General features: G+C 63.2%; 13 protein-coding genes. 2 read left to right on the top strand and 11 right to left on the bottom strand.

Features of this window, described 5'->3' with window-relative positions; genetic code table 11:
• Positions 1-5: 5 nt before the first annotated feature.
• The 9 genes from ASD99_RS04330 to ASD99_RS04290 all read right to left on the bottom strand — a co-directional run bounded on the left by ASD99_RS04330 (position 6) and on the right by ASD99_RS04290 (position 9326).
• Positions 6-2168 (bottom strand): amylo-alpha-1,6-glucosidase, encoded by a 2163-nt coding sequence (locus ASD99_RS04330; protein WP_057142852.1) that lies wholly within the window; start codon positions 2166-2168, stop codon positions 6-8.
• Between the two features lie 50 nt (positions 2169-2218).
• Complete coding sequence (locus ASD99_RS04325; protein WP_056582791.1) at positions 2219-3280, bottom strand: glycosyltransferase family 4 protein; 1062 nt, start codon at positions 3278-3280, stop codon at positions 2219-2221.
• 116 nt (positions 3281-3396) lie between these two features.
• Positions 3397-3774 carry a DoxX family protein gene (locus ASD99_RS04320; protein WP_056582789.1) on the bottom strand — a complete coding sequence of 126 codons (378 nt, stop codon included), beginning with the start codon at positions 3772-3774 and terminating at the stop codon, positions 3397-3399.
• Positions 3775-3842: 68 nt separating this feature from the next.
• Positions 3843-4301 (bottom strand): carboxymuconolactone decarboxylase family protein, encoded by a 459-nt coding sequence (locus ASD99_RS04315; protein ID WP_056582787.1) that lies wholly within the window; start codon positions 4299-4301, stop codon positions 3843-3845.
• An 11-nt stretch (positions 4302-4312) separates the two neighbouring features.
• The gene (locus ASD99_RS04310) at positions 4313-4831 is read right to left on the bottom strand and encodes an RrF2 family transcriptional regulator (RefSeq protein ID WP_057142850.1); all 519 of its coding nucleotides are present in this window, start codon (positions 4829-4831) and stop codon (positions 4313-4315) included.
• Positions 4832-4938: 107 nt separating this feature from the next.
• The gene (preA, locus tag ASD99_RS04305) at positions 4939-6252 is read right to left on the bottom strand and encodes an NAD-dependent dihydropyrimidine dehydrogenase subunit PreA (protein WP_057142849.1); all 1314 of its coding nucleotides are present in this window, start codon (positions 6250-6252) and stop codon (positions 4939-4941) included.
• A 12-nt stretch (positions 6253-6264) separates the two neighbouring features.
• Positions 6265-7107 (bottom strand): class I SAM-dependent methyltransferase, encoded by an 843-nt coding sequence (locus tag ASD99_RS04300; RefSeq protein ID WP_057142848.1) that lies wholly within the window; start codon positions 7105-7107, stop codon positions 6265-6267.
• Positions 7108-7112: 5 nt separating this feature from the next.
• Positions 7113-8468: an NAD(P)-dependent oxidoreductase gene (locus ASD99_RS04295; RefSeq protein WP_057142846.1), complete on the bottom strand. Its 1356-nt coding sequence runs from the start codon at positions 8466-8468 to the stop codon at positions 7113-7115.
• Positions 8469-8597: 129 nt separating this feature from the next.
• A complete protein-coding gene (locus ASD99_RS04290; RefSeq protein WP_057142845.1) occupies positions 8598-9326 on the bottom strand; it encodes a gamma-glutamylcyclotransferase in 729 nt (242 codons plus the stop codon).
• A gap of 173 nt (positions 9327-9499) precedes the next feature.
• On the opposite strand from ASD99_RS04290, the gene ASD99_RS04285 reads away from it, so the two are divergent.
• Positions 9500-10276 carry a VOC family protein gene (locus tag ASD99_RS04285; RefSeq protein ID WP_057142844.1) on the top strand — a complete coding sequence of 259 codons (777 nt, stop codon included), beginning with the start codon at positions 9500-9502 and terminating at the stop codon, positions 10274-10276.
• A gap of 44 nt (positions 10277-10320) precedes the next feature.
• Here the strand turns inward: ASD99_RS04285 and ASD99_RS04280 are convergent, their stop codons facing one another.
• On the bottom strand, positions 10321-10809 hold the full coding sequence (locus ASD99_RS04280) for a hypothetical protein (protein ID WP_056582776.1): 489 nt from the start codon (positions 10807-10809) through the stop codon (positions 10321-10323).
• 204 nt (positions 10810-11013) lie between these two features.
• Between ASD99_RS04280 and ASD99_RS04275 the strand changes: the two genes are divergently transcribed.
• Entirely contained in the window at positions 11014-11406 is a 393-nt protein-coding gene (locus ASD99_RS04275; protein WP_056582774.1) for a DoxX family protein, read from the top strand.
• 85 nt (positions 11407-11491) lie between these two features.
• Here the strand turns inward: ASD99_RS04275 and ASD99_RS04270 are convergent, their stop codons facing one another.
• The gene (locus tag ASD99_RS04270; RefSeq protein WP_057142842.1) at positions 11492-13933 is read right to left on the bottom strand and encodes a GcvT family protein; all 2442 of its coding nucleotides are present in this window, start codon (positions 13931-13933) and stop codon (positions 11492-11494) included.
• Between the last annotated feature and the right edge of the window lie 86 nt (positions 13934-14019).

The raw sequence follows: 14019 nt of genomic DNA, 5'->3' as shown, positions 1-14019 counted from the left end.
TCGGATCATGTCCGGACGATTAGCGGCACCAGCCCTTCATGGCGGTCGGCAAGGAAAGCGACGACCCGGTCACCGACGCGCTGGAAGGTAAGATCGACCACTCGGTCGCCGACGCCCAGGTGGCGCAGCGTGATCGTGTCGATGCCAATCGGCAGCCTGGGCCGGGTAACGCGGATTTCGCCATCCCAGCCGTCGATCTCAAGGCCAAGGCAGGCTTGCATCAGCATGAATGCGGAGCCCGCCGACCACGCTTGCGGCAGGCAGGCAACGGGATAGGCGATCGGTGCTTCGCCCGGCGCGCGGGTAAAACCGCAAAACAGTTCGGGCAGCCGCATGTTGAAATGGACTGCGGATTCGAACGTGCCGCTCATCAGACGGACCACGCTTTCACGCTCGCCATAGCGTGCCAGGCCGGCACCGCACATGGCGGTGTCATGCGGCCAGATCGAGCCATTGTGGTACGACATCGGGTTGAAGAACACGGCATCGTCGGCAAGCGTCCTCAGCCCCCAGCCGGAATGGAAGGAGGCGGAAAGAAGCTGGTCGGCGACCATCTGCGCGCGCGCCGGCTCAGGCAATCCGACAAGGAGGAGATGGCCCGCATTCGAGGTCCGCACCTTGCAGGGTTCGCCTTCACCATCGATCGCCAGGGCATAGAAGCCGAGATCGTCGAGCCAGAAATCGCGTTCCACAGCGACCCGCATGGCCTCGGCGCGGTCCTCCCAGTGATCGGCTTTGTCGTCCTCGCCACGGCGGCGGGCAAGCTTGGCCAGCCCGCGGAAGGCGGCAAAGACATAGCCTTGCACTTCGACCAGCGCGATCGGGCCCTTGGGAATGCGTCCATCGGCATGAAAGACGGAATCGAAACTGTCCTTCCATCCCTGGTTAGCCAGGCCGGACTCGGCAGCCCGCTGGTAGGTCACGAAGCCGGTCTCGCGTCCCGCCTCCTCCGTCCATTCGGCGGCGGCGCACAGCGACGGCCACAGGCTGTCGATGAACGCCATGTCACCGGTCCGATCGGCATAGGCACAGGCGAGATGGATGTAGAGCGGCGTCGTGTCAACGCCGCCATAGTAGCGGCCGAATGGAAGCTCGCGCAGCGCCGCCATCTCGCCCTTGCGCGTCTCGTGCATGATCTTGCCCGGCTGCGAATCACTGAACGGCGACGTCTCCGTCGCCTGGTGCTGGGCCAGAAAGGCCAGCACGCCCCGCGCCAGGCCTGGGTTGAGCCAGAGCATCTGCAGCGCCGAGATGACGCCGTCACGGCCGAACGCCGTCGAGAACCAGGGGATACCTGCGTAGGGGTAGGGTCCGGTCGCAAGCTCGGTGGTCAGCAGCGCGACATCGGCGCGGGCACGCTCGACCCAGTCGTTGAAGACGCGACCCGAACTATGCACCGTCGCGCCATGGCGGCGCTTGGCCCGCATGCCAAAGCGCGCCCGGGCGGCAGCGGCGCGGAAACGGTCGCGATCGGGCGCATCCGTCAACTCGGGACCGACCTCGACATACAGCACCTTGCTGCTGCGCTTGGTTACGGCGAGCAGGAAATCGGCGCGGTCGGCTGTCAGCTGGTCCGGTGCCTGCGAGAACGATATCGCCGAAGCGCGCGCCAGTCCATCCAATCCATCATAGCGCAGCAGCACGGACGTCGCATCCATCTCGGCCACATGCGCCATCCCACGCCGCGGCCGTGTCGAGCCGCGCACTTCGAACATGTCGCGGAAATCGGCGGCAAAGTGCAGGGAAACGCCGATGGTCGAGGTTTCCCTGCTGTAGTTGGAAAGGGTGATGCGTTCGAACAGCCTGTCTTGCCACAGCAGCCTGACGCGTTCGACATGGATGGCGCCCTGCGGAATGTCGCTTCCGCTGGCACTTTGCATCGGCAGATTGGTCAGGTTGGTGGTGAACAGCACATTGTCCTGGCTGAGCGAGGCGCCAAGCAACGATGTCTGCCTGCCGCCGACAGTCAGCCGGAATTCGGAGAGCACCCGTGTATCGTCACGGAAGAAACCGTCGCCAGCGCCGCGTATGTCGCCATAGGCATCGGCAACAGCAAAGCAGTCGCCCTGCTTGAGCGCAAACAGACGGTGTGGCTCGCGAGGCGCGGTTGCATCGAGCGAGGCCAGGGCAACGGCGGGATCGAGCTGGCGCTCATCGAGTAGAGCCATTGGTCACAGATCCCTGTTGTTGCGCTCTTGTCGCCGGCGCATGTCGCTGTTCACGACGCTTTCGCCTCGCTCGGGACGCCAATCAGCCGCGCATAGGCGGCCAGGTAGTCGCCGGCCATTCTTCTGGCGGAAAACCGCTTTTCGAAAACGGCTCTCACCTTTCGCCTGTCGAGCTGCAACAGGTCAGGCACCGCGGCGATCGCGCCATCCACCGACTCCGCGACGAACCCGGTCACGCCGTGATCGATGATTTCCGGCAGCGCGCCGCAATTCCAGCCGATCACCGGCGTGCCGCAGGCCATCGCCTCGATGGCGACAAGGCCGAACGGCTCCGGCCAGTCGATCGGGAACAGCAGGCCGGCCGCCTTGCCGAGAAATTCCGCCTTCTGATCTTCCTCGATCTCGCCGACATAGACAATACGATCGCCGTCGATCAACGGCTCGACCACCTCATGGAAATAGGCGCGATCGTCGTCGCCGATCTTGGCCGCAAGCTTCAGCTTGAGCCCCGAGCGCAAGGCGATCTCGATGGCACGGTCGGGCCGCTTGTCGCGTGAAAACCGGCCAAGGAACGCAAGATAGGGTTCTTCCGGTGTCGCCCCGAAAGTGGGTTCGTAGATGCCGCTCGGCAGTCCGTGGTGGATCGTTGCCAGCCAGTTGGCCTTGGCAAGGCCCGCCTTCTGGCTGTGGGAAATGGAAATCAGGGGAAAGCGCGGGAAACGCTCATAGGCCGGTGTCAGGTCGACATAATCCAGCCTGCCGTGCGGCGTCGTCACCGTCCGCTCAGCCATGTCCTCGAAGAAGGAAAAATGCAGGAAGTGGCTGAGGTGGAAGTGGATGACGTCGAACTCCGACGCCCGTTCCCGCACCTCGGCAAGCATCGAAAGATGCGCCGCGATCTCGGATTTCAGCGGACGCGGATCGAGGCGAAGGGCGCATTCCCGGCCAGCCACCAGCTTTGCGGAAGTCTGGCTGTCGCCACTGGCAAACAGCGTCACCTCATGGCCCAAATCGACCAGCGCTTCCGTCAGATACGAGACGATACGTTCCGTGCCGCCATAGAGTCTCGGCGGCACCGATTCATAAAGCGGCGCGACATGGGCGATTTTCATATTTCATCCTGGATGCGGGGCATACAGGTGCGAAATGCGTCAACGGCTTGATTGGTTCCGATTCAATGATCGATGCCGTCGGCGCCACACTGCCGCAGTCGGCATGGAACCACGCGTCAAACAGACTGCGCGATCAGCGTCAGGAAACCACCGCTCAGCGCGACATTGCCGACGAAGCCATTGATGCGGGACGCCCGGTCCGGACCCTGATGGTCCCAGAAATTGTGGAACATCGGTGTGGCGACGATCAGGAACAACACCAGCACCGCCGCGGCCAATGCCGTCCAGAGTCCCGCGATCACCAGAACGCCGGCGGCGACCTGAAGCACGATACCGATCCGCAGCGCCAGCCGCGCCTGCGGCACGCCGCGCGCGGTCATCAACTGGGTCAGGAAGGTCGCGTTCTGGATGTTGCGCAGGCCGGCGAAGACGAAGGCGCCGCCGAGCAGCAGACGGCCCAGAAACAACAGGGTTGATGGCAAATCGGTAGGCATCAAACTTCCCCTTTACAAACAGTTGGAGCGCCGCCTCCCTCGACGGCGCTCCAAACACGGTCGGCCGATCAGGCGGCCTTGGCGGCCGGCATCGGGTGAATGGCCTGGAACGGGATGCACAGCCGGTTCCAGGTGTTGATCATGCCAAGCGCAACGGACAGCTTGACCAGCTCCTCTTCCGAGAAATGCTCGAGCGTCCTTGCATAGAGCTCGTCCGACACGCCGTTGTTGGCGATCAGGGTGACGGCTTCGGTCCAGGCCAACGCGGCGCGTTCGCGCTCGGAAAACAGCGGCGATTCCTTCCAGGCCGAAACCAGATAGAGCCGCTGCTCGGTCTCGCCGTCGCGCCTCGCCTCGCGGCTGTGCATCTCGACGCAGTACGAGCAGCCATTGATCTGCGACGCCCGCAATTTGATCAGATGGAGCAGGCCTCTCTCGAGCCCGCATTCGTCCACCGCCTTGTTGAGCGCCGACACTGCCTTCATGATCTCCGGCGCCTTGGCGAAAAATTGCAGCCTCTGTTTCATCTTGATGTCCTTTACGCTTGCTTGGTTGAACTGGATTTCTGCGGCCGCTGATGGCGCTCGACGAAAGCGCAGCTCGCGGCAAGCGATCTGGGGTCGCCTTCCGCTGCGTAAGTGGCCACGATATCGGACAGCTTTGCCTCGGCGAGCGCAGCGCGATAGGCCCGCTCGGCCTTCAGCATCGCGACATTGATGCCGCAGGGTTTGACATAGGCAGAAGCGTCGAGCCTGACCGGACCGTTGCGACGGATTTCGCCACAGCGGAAAGCCGGCTCGCGCCCTTCGACCGCCAGCACGATATCGAGCAGCGAAATCCGCTCGGCCGGCCGCGCCAGCCGGTAGCCGCCGCCGGGACCCGAGACCGACTCCAGAATGCGCGCCGCGCTCAGCATGTTGAGATGCTTCAGGAGGTAGCTCGGCGACAGGCCAAAGGCCTCCGCCATCGCAGCGCCCGCCAGGGTGCTGTTGCCCTCGACGCCGGCCAGCATGGCGGCGCAGTGGATGGCTGCTTCAACGCCCTCGCCCAGCTTCATTGTGTTGATCTCAAATTCATGGATATGTTTTATCGTGGATAATTTTTATCCGCAATAAGAAAATGAAAAACGGCGCCCGAAGGCGCCGCTTTTTCGTCGAGGCTCCCCTACTCCGCCGCCACCTTGGCCATCGGATTGTTCGGGTGCGTCGTCCAGTTGGCGTAGATCGGCGACACCGGCTTGCCGGTGCGCTGGTCCATTACGCCGGCGGCCAGCGGCTCCATGGTGATGCAGTTCTCGACCGGGCAGACATTGACGCACAGATTGCAGCCGACGCATTCGGCCTCGATGACCTCGAAGTGCCTAGTACCGTCGACCATGCTGGTGATCGCCTGGTGCGAGGTATCCTCGCAGGCGATGTGGCAGCGGCCGCATTTGATGCAGGCGTCCTGGTCGATACGCGCCTTGGCGACGTAGTTGAGGTTGAGATACTGCCAGTCGGTGACGTTGGGCGTGGCGCGGCCGACGATGTCGTCGAGCGAGGCATGGCCTTTCTCGTCCATCCAGTTTTCCAGACCGGCGATCATCTCCTGCACGATCTTGAAGCCATAGGTCATCGCCGCCGTGCAGACCTGCACGTTGCCGGCGCCGAGCGCCATGAACTCGGCCGCGTCGCGCCAGGTGGTGATGCCGCCGATGCCGGAGATAGGCAGGCCGTGGGTTTCCGGATCGCGCGCGATCTCAGCCACCATGTTCATGGCGATCGGCTTCACCGCCGGACCGCAATAGCCGCCATGCGAGCCCTTGCCGTCGATGGTCGGCTGCGGCGCGAAGTTGTCGAGGTCGACGCCTGTGATCGAGTTGATGGTGTTGATCAGCGACACGGCGTCGGTGCCGCCGGCGTGTGCTGCACGCGCAGGCTTGCGCACATCGGTGATGTTGGGCGTCAGCTTGGTGATGACAGGCATGCGGGTGTTCTGCTTGCACCAGCGCACCACCATTTCGATATATTCCGGCACCTGGCCGACTGCGGCACCCATGCCGCGTTCCGACATGCCGTGCGGACAGCCGAAATTGAGTTCGATGCCGTCGGCCTCCGTCTCCTCGACCACCGGCAGGATCGCCTTCCAGGCCTCCTCGACGCAAGGCACCATCAGCGAGACGACGATGGCGCGATCAGGCCAGTCCTTCTTGACCTGCTTGATCTCGCGCAGATTGACCTGCAGGTCGCGGTCGGTGATCAGCTCGATGTTGTTGAGGCCGAGCAGTCGGCGGTCGGCGCCCCAGATCGCGCCATAGCGAGGGCCATTGACGTTGACCACCGGCGGGCCTTCCTCGCCCAGCGTCTTCCACACCACACCGCCCCAGCCGGCCTTGAAGGCGCGGATGACGTTGTAGGCCTTGTCGGTCGGCGGCGCCGAGGCCAGCCAGAACGGATTTGGCGATTTGATGCCGACGAAATTGTTGCGGATGTCTGCCATGACAGGTCCCTTTCAGCCGAGACGTAGGATCAATTCGACGGGTGCGAGAATGCCGCCTTCAAGCGCGGCGGTGAGGTTGGCGATCTTGGTGCGGGCATCCTCGCCCATGATCAGGCCGACGCCGGGCGGCGGCTTCTTGCCTTCTGCTTGCGCGGCGGTCATGCGTGCACGGACCTCTGCAAAGAACTTGATGGCGAAGGCGCCGCGTGGTCGCTCAGCAGTCACCGAGAATCCCGCAGCCGTCGCCGCCGAGCGATAGTCATCCGGCGTGGCAACGAAGGACATGGTTTCATCAGTTGCCCATGGCAGCGGATAGGTCAGCGCGCCGTCCTTCAGCCTCATCACATCATAGACGGCAAAAACGCCGCCCGGCTTGAGCACACGAGCAGTTTCGCTCATCAGCTTCGCCTTGTCGGGAAGGTTCATACCGACATGCAGGATGATTGCCGCATCGAAACTGTCATCCGCGAATGGCATGCCCAGCGCGCTGCCTTGAACGAAGCGCGTCTTGCCAGCCATTCCCGTTCGCTTCGACAGGCTTGTCGCGATATCGACATAGCTCTGCGTCAGGTCGATACCGGTGACCTCAGCGCCTGCGTTATTCGCGACAAAGCGGGCCGGACCGCCGATGCCAGATCCGATATCAAGAAGCTTGATTGCGGGCTTGAGGTCCATCTGATTGACGAGTTCTTTGGTGGCGGCCACGCCGCCAATATGGAATTCATCGGCCGCTTCGAGATCGCCGGCGCGCAGATGGGCAACGTCCACTCCCGTGTCGGCGAGCGCGGCAATGATCCGCTCCTCCAGACCCGATATGTCGTAGTGACGGGCGATGCCCGGTTCCATCGTGGCCATGATCCCTATCCCCGCGTCAGACTCCTGTTGATGCTCTCCGCCGCGTCGCGGCCTTGCGCGACCGCCGAGACGGTGAGGTCGTCGCCACCGAAGATGCAGTCGCCGCCGGCCCATACCCTGGCCAGTGACGTGCGCCCTTCCGCATCAACCTTGATGCGGCCGGCCTCGAGGTCGATCGAAACACCGCTTCCGTTAAGCGCTGCCGGCACAAAGCTCTGGCCGATCGCCTTGAACACCTGGTCGGCAACGAGCGTCAGCGTCTCGCCGGTGCCAGCGAGCTGGTCGCCGTTCATGGCGGTGTATTCGAGTTCGATGGCCGACACCTTGCCGCCGTCGGCGATTACCCGCTTCGGCTGCAGCCAGTGGCGGATGGTGACGCCGTTGGCGGCAGCCAGATCCTGCTCGAACTCGGAAGCATTCATGTGCTCCTGGCCGCGCCGGTAGCAGATCGTCACCTCCTCCGCGCCGAGCAGTTTCGACTGCACGGCGGCATCGATCGCCGTCATGCCGCCGCCGATGACGACGACGCGGCGGCCAACCGGCAGGCCGGAAAGGTCACTGGCCTGACGCAGGTCGGCAATGAACTCGACCGCATTGATGACGCCGTCGGCGTCCTCGCCATCGGCACGCAGCGCATTGACCCCGCCAAGCCCCATACCGAGAAACACCGCGTCGTAATTGCGGATCAGATCGGACAGCTGGTAGTCGCGGCCGAGCGCCTTGCCGTTCTGGATGTCGATGCCGCTGATCGCGGTGACGTAGTCGACTTCGGCCTGGGCGAAATTGTCGACGCTCTTGTAGGCCGCGATGCCGTATTCGTTGAGGCCGCCGGCCTTCGGGCGCGCCTCCAGGATGGTCACGTCATGGCCGTGGCGGGCGAGCCGGTGCGCGGCGGCAAGGCCCGCCGGCCCGGCGCCGACCACGGCGACTGTCTTTCCGGTCGGCTCGGCACGCGGATAGAACTGCTTGTTCTCGCCCATGGCGATGTCGGTGGCATAGCGCTGCAGGCGACCGATCTGCACCGGCTTGCCTTCCGCCACCTCGCGCACGCAAACTTCCTCGCACAGCGTCTCGGTTGGGCAGACCCGAGCGCACATGCCGCCCAGGATGTTCTGGTCGAAGATGGTCTTGGCCGAACCGATCGGGTTGCCGGTCGAGATCTGGCGGATGAACAGCGGAATGTCGATCGAGGTCGGGCATGCGTTCATGCACGGCGCGTCATAGCAGAAGTAGCAGCGGTCGGATTCGACCAGCGCTTCATGGTGATCGAGCGGCGGATGCAAGTCGGAGAAATTTTCCGCATACTGGTCGGCCGAGAGCCTGCCGCCTGCAATGCCTTCCCTGAATTGGCCTTCTGGCATCGTCAGTTCCCCTTGTTTTGTTTTGGAGAAAGCTAGCACGTTTTATTTTTTTATCAATTGGTCAATTTTCGGCGCAAGCCTCTGAAAAGGCTCGACAATAACATGATTTTTTTACTCATGTTATGGCGACTACGGCTGCCTTTGCAGCGGGAGGGAATGGCCGGGCTCAAGTCCGTGGCCATGGATAGCCCTGACCTCATCGGCGACCAGCTGCTGCAACCGCCACAGGTTGCGGTCGTGGATGCCGAACGATTCGAGGTGGCTGACCGTGTTGTAGAGATATTCGGCGCCGGATCCGATATGCCCGCAGGCCCTGGCCAGCACGCTCGCCACTCTGTCCAGCGGCTGGTTCAGCGACGTTCCCCTGCCCTTCACGCCGACCCAGAAGCCAAGCGCGCGCAGCGCACCTTGCGCCGAATGCACCGGCAGCCACCTGACCGTGTCGATGCTTTCGTGGTCGCTGATCTCGCGCCGCAGCAGCCTTTCGATCTGGGCCGGCTTTTCGCCCTCCGGCAAGCGGTAGATCACCCCGTTGCAGCGTCCCCCCCGTTCGAGCGCCATCATCAAGCCCGGCTGCTCGGCGCTGCCGCGCCAGCGCACCATGTCGAGGCAGAAAGAGCGGTGCCAGCCAAAGGCGGTGGCGAGCTGTTGCTCGACCGACTCGAATTCCGGCTTCCAGATCAGCGATCCGTAAGCGAACACCCATAGCGGCCCCTCGTCGGCTTCCCCAGATAGCCGCACGGCAAGGGTCCGGAAATCCTCGTCGTTCAACTCCGTCCAGCTCGGATCCGGACCGGGATCGGCCTCCTCCCGATGGCACAGTGCGACAAGCTCGGGCGTGAGCGACATCAAGCGCATGAACGGCAACCCCTCATTGCCGCAGAGAAATCGAAAACCGCTGGGCATGCAAGCCTCGGAACGCCTGTTGCAGTTCGACCATTATTGTCCGGGCGGGTGTCGGATTTCCGTCGTGAAGATCGTCCTAGGATGGATCGGACGACGATCGATGCATGAAGGTGAGGAGACCGAAAATGCAGAAATTCCCGATGCCCTTCTTCTGGTACGAGTTGATGACATCAGATCTCGACGCCGCAGAGGCGTTCTACACCAATGTAGTCGGCTGGACGGCGCAGCCTTTCGACGTGGCGCCCGGCATGCCGCGCTATGTCGTCATGAATGTCGGCGTGCGTGGCGTCGGCGGCCTGATGACGATGCCGGAGGCTGCCGCCAAGATGGGCATGCCGCCCGCCTGGCTCGGCTATATCCACACCAAGGATGTCGATACCTCGACGGCATCGCTGGAGAAAGCCGGCGGCGCCGTTCGCCGCCAGCCCGACGACATTCCAGGCGTCGGCCGCTTTGCCGTCGTCGCCGATCCGCAGGGCGCGACGTTCATGTTCCTGCAGCCGAACGGCCCGGACCAGCCTGTCGTGCCGGCCAGCACGCCGGGCCATATCGGCTGGCACGAGCTTTACACGAGCGACTGGAAGGCCGCGTTCGATTTCTATTCCGACCAGTTCGGTTGGGCCGATGCCGGCGATTTCGACATGGGCCCGATGGGCACCTACCAGACCTTCACGGCCGGCCCCGAATCCGGCGGCGGCATCATGAACAAGCCAGAGCAGATTCCGGTCCCGGTGTGGCAGTTCTATTTCAACGTTCCAGCCATCGATGCCGCGGCCAAACGGGTGACCGACAATGGCGGCAAGATTCTGATGGGGCCGATGGAGGTCCCCGGCGGCAGTTGGATCGTCCAGTGCCAGGACCCGCAAGGCGCTCATTTCGCCTTGATGGCGCCGGTGCGATAAGGTGTTCGTGCGACCTGCCGATGTTTAACCGTGCCGGCGCCTGTTCACTCCGGCGCCAGCACCGCCACCTTCAGGTTCGCCTTTTTCGCACCGCTCAACTGGACGGTGGCCGGACCGGACGCAAGCTTGAATCGCACGCTCTTGCGGATGCCTGGGCAGGTTTTCACCCCGCTATAACCCGTCGACTTGATGGCGTGGCCATCCTGGATGACATCAACCCAGGCCTCGCCCGACAGGCTGATCTGGATTGCTCCGTCATCCGGTACCTCCACGCTGGCGACAGCACCAAATGTGCCTGACGCGGGGGCACGTTCGGGCGCCAGCGCGAAGCCGGCCTTCTCCACCGGCACCAGTGCCAGATCCGCGGCAGCGCCCACCGCCAGCGCCGCTCCGGACGGTGTTGCCGGGGCGGCGGCAAACAGCGCCTGCTCCCTCGTCACCGGCCATTTGAAGGCCTCGCAGCCGGCGTCCTCGGCCATGGCGAAGCTGGTGCCTGCAAGGATTGCGAACAGGCTGATGACGACTTTCTTCATGGCAAAGGGAACCCACCTGATTTGAAATATCCGCACATTAATACAACCATAGAGATATGAATGCAACCCTGACGTGAGAAATATGGAAAGTCGGATTGGGGAAAGATTTCCAATCACCGATTGTTGATGGCAGGCCGTGGGAAGTGAATGGTCCATTTCCGGGCGATAATCTATGGCCGATCCGAAGCTAAAATGGAGTTTTGCATGAAGCTTTTCGAAAGCCTCGCCAAGTATAAGCCGCAGGCTCTGGGCGTGCTGCGCATCATGACCGCGCTGCAGTTCATCGAACACGGCAGCCAGAAACTGTTCAATTTCCCGGTCAGCGACCACGCCGGTGCTTTGAGCGGGCTGGCACTCACCTCCGGCATCCTCGAATTCGCTGGCGGCATTCTGCTGGCGTTGGGGCTGTTCACCCGACCGGTCGCGTTCCTTCTGGCCGGCGAAATGGCGATCGCCTATTTCATGGCGCACTTCCCGCGCGACTTCTTCCCGGTCAACAACGGCGGCGATGCGGCGATCTCGTTCTGCTTCATCTTCCTCTATCTGGTATTTGCCGGCGCCGGCGCATTTGCGGTGGACAACCGCCGCAACGCCTGACTCCAGAAAGAGGATGCGCAGCGCTTTTGGGACAACGACATGCACAAAACAGGTATCTGAAGCGCATCGGCAAAGCCGAAGCGCTTCAGGCGCGCATCCTTTCGAAATTGGCGTCGAACAGCGGCGCCGCCTGCATGCGCGCCGCATGGCGTTTGCCCAGCAACTCGATCTCGAAGCCATCGCTCTCGTCGGCGATCTCCTTCGGCACGTAGCCGACGGCGACGGATTTCTTCGAATGATGCGCGTAGCCGCCCGAGGTCACCCAGCCGCGCACCGCACCATCGAACCAGATCGGCTCGTCGCCGATGACATCGGCATCGTCGGCATCGACGATGAAGGCGCGCAGGCGCAATTTGCCGCCCTGCTTGCGCTCGGCGAGTGCCGCGGCCTTGCCGATGAAATCGGCATCCTTGCCGTAGGCGACGAAGCGGTCGAGCCCGGCTTCCAGCGGTCCGTAGATAGGCCGGTATTCGCGTGCCCATGAGCCATAGCTCTTTTCCAGCCGCAGCGCGTTGAGCGCGCGCGAGCCGAACAGGCCGATGCCGAATTCCTCGCCGGCTGCCGTCAGGGCCTGGAATGCGGCGCGCTGATACTCCGGCGTCACCCAGATCTCATAGCCGAGATCGCCGGTGTAGCTGACGCGGCCGACCAGGCACGGCGCCATGCCGATATCCATCCTGCCAATGGCCATGAACGGAAATGCCGTATTGGAGACATCCGAGCGTGTGGCCTTTTCCAGCACATCGCGCGCCTTCGGCCCGGCGATCGACAGACCGGTGAGCTTCGCGCCCAGCGCCTCAATGTGCACCGAACCATCATCAGGCAGGTGTTTCTCGAACCAGCGCATATGGTATTGCTCGGCGATCCCGGAGCCGGCGAGGAACCAGCCTTCCCCATCTCGATCAAGAGGGCCGAGATTGGACAGCGTGAAGTCGCCGATCATTCTGCCGTCTTCCTTCAGCATCGGCGCCAGCGTCATGCGACCGGGCTTGGGCAGCTTGCAGGCAAGCATCCGGTCGAGCCAGGCGGCCGCCCCCACGCCCGTCACCTTGTATTTGGCGAAGCTCGAAATCTCGGACAGGCCGACACCGTCGCGAACCGTTGCGACCTCGTTGGCAACTTGGGTGAAGTCGCTCGAGCGGCGCCAGGAGAATTCGTCCTTGACGCCCTCGGGCGCGTACCAGAGCGGCACCTCCAGCCCATAGGCAACGCCCCATTGCGCACCCTTGGCCGACAGCAAGTCATAGACCGGCGTCGTCTTCAGCGGCCGTCCTGCTGGCAGCTCCTCATTGGGGAAGCGGATCGAGAATCGCCTGGAATAGTTCTCGCGCACCTTGGCGTTGGTGTAGGCCATCGTCGCCCAATCGCCATAGCGTGCGACATCCATCGCCCAGATATCGGCGCCGGGATCGCCCTCGATCATCCAGTTCGACAAGGCGAGGCCAACGCCGCCGCCCTGCGAAAAACCGGCCATGACACCGCAGGCGACCCAGAAGCCAGGCAGCCCGCGCACCGGTCCGACCAGCGGGTTGCCGTCCGGCGCGAAGGTGAAGGGCCCGTTGATGATCTGCTTGATGCCGGTGTTCTGGAAGGCCGGGAAGTGCCGGAACCCGACCTCCAGCGACGGCGCGATGCGGTCGATGTCGGGCGCCAGCAATTCATGGCCGAAATTCCACGGCGTCTGGTATTCGGACCATGGCTTGTTGGCCTTTTCATAGGTGCCCATCAGCATGCCGCCGCGCTCCTGGCGCAGATAGAGCTCGCCATCGAAATCGACCGCGTGGATGATCTCGGTGCCGGTCTTGGCGTTCCAGGCGGCGACCTCCGGCATATCCTCGGTGATCAGGTACATGTGCTCCATGGCCAGCACCGGCAGTTCGAGGCCGACCATGCGGCCGACCTCGCGCGCCCACAGGCCGCCGGCATTGACGACATGCTCGGCCACCACTTCGCCCCTGTTGGTGATGACCCGCCACAGCCCGTCGGAGCGCCGCACGATGTCCTCGACCTTGGTGAATCGCTCGACCTCGGCGCCCAGCTTGCGCGCCGCCTTGGCATAGGCGTGGGTGACGCCCGAGGGATCGAGATGGCCGTCCTCCTTGTTTCTGACGGCACCGACGAACTGCTTGGGATCGAGCAGCGGCATCAGCTCGGCCGCTTCGTTGGGCGAGATTTCCTCGAGCTCGATGCCGAGATAGCGGCCCTTGGCAACGACACCGCGCAGCCAGTCCAGCCGTGCCTCGGTCGCCGCCAGAAGCACGCCGCCGGTCAGATGCACGCCGGTCGCCTGGCCGGAAAGCTCCTCGATCTCCTTGTAGAGACTGATCGTGTATTTCTGCAGCTTGGCTACGTTGGGGTCGCCATTGATCGTATGCATGCCGCCGGCCGCGTGCCAGGTCGAGCCGGATGTCAGTTCGTCGCGCTCCAGCAGCACAACATCGGTCCAGCCGTGGCGGGCGAGATGGAACAGCACGGAGCACCCGACGACGCCACCGCCAATGACCACGACCTTTGCATGCGATTTCATGGATTTTTCTCTGATATCAGTGAGTTGGATGGGTGAGATGAATCGGATCGGGAGGAGCCAGGCCGCACGCGTGCAAACCTGTGACC

This window comes from Mesorhizobium sp. Root695 (genome assembly GCF_001428185.1).
Lineage (GTDB): Bacteria > Pseudomonadota > Alphaproteobacteria > Rhizobiales > Rhizobiaceae > Mesorhizobium.
The sequence above is the reverse complement of the archived record's forward strand: the minus strand, read 5'-3'. Positions and strand labels throughout refer to the sequence as shown.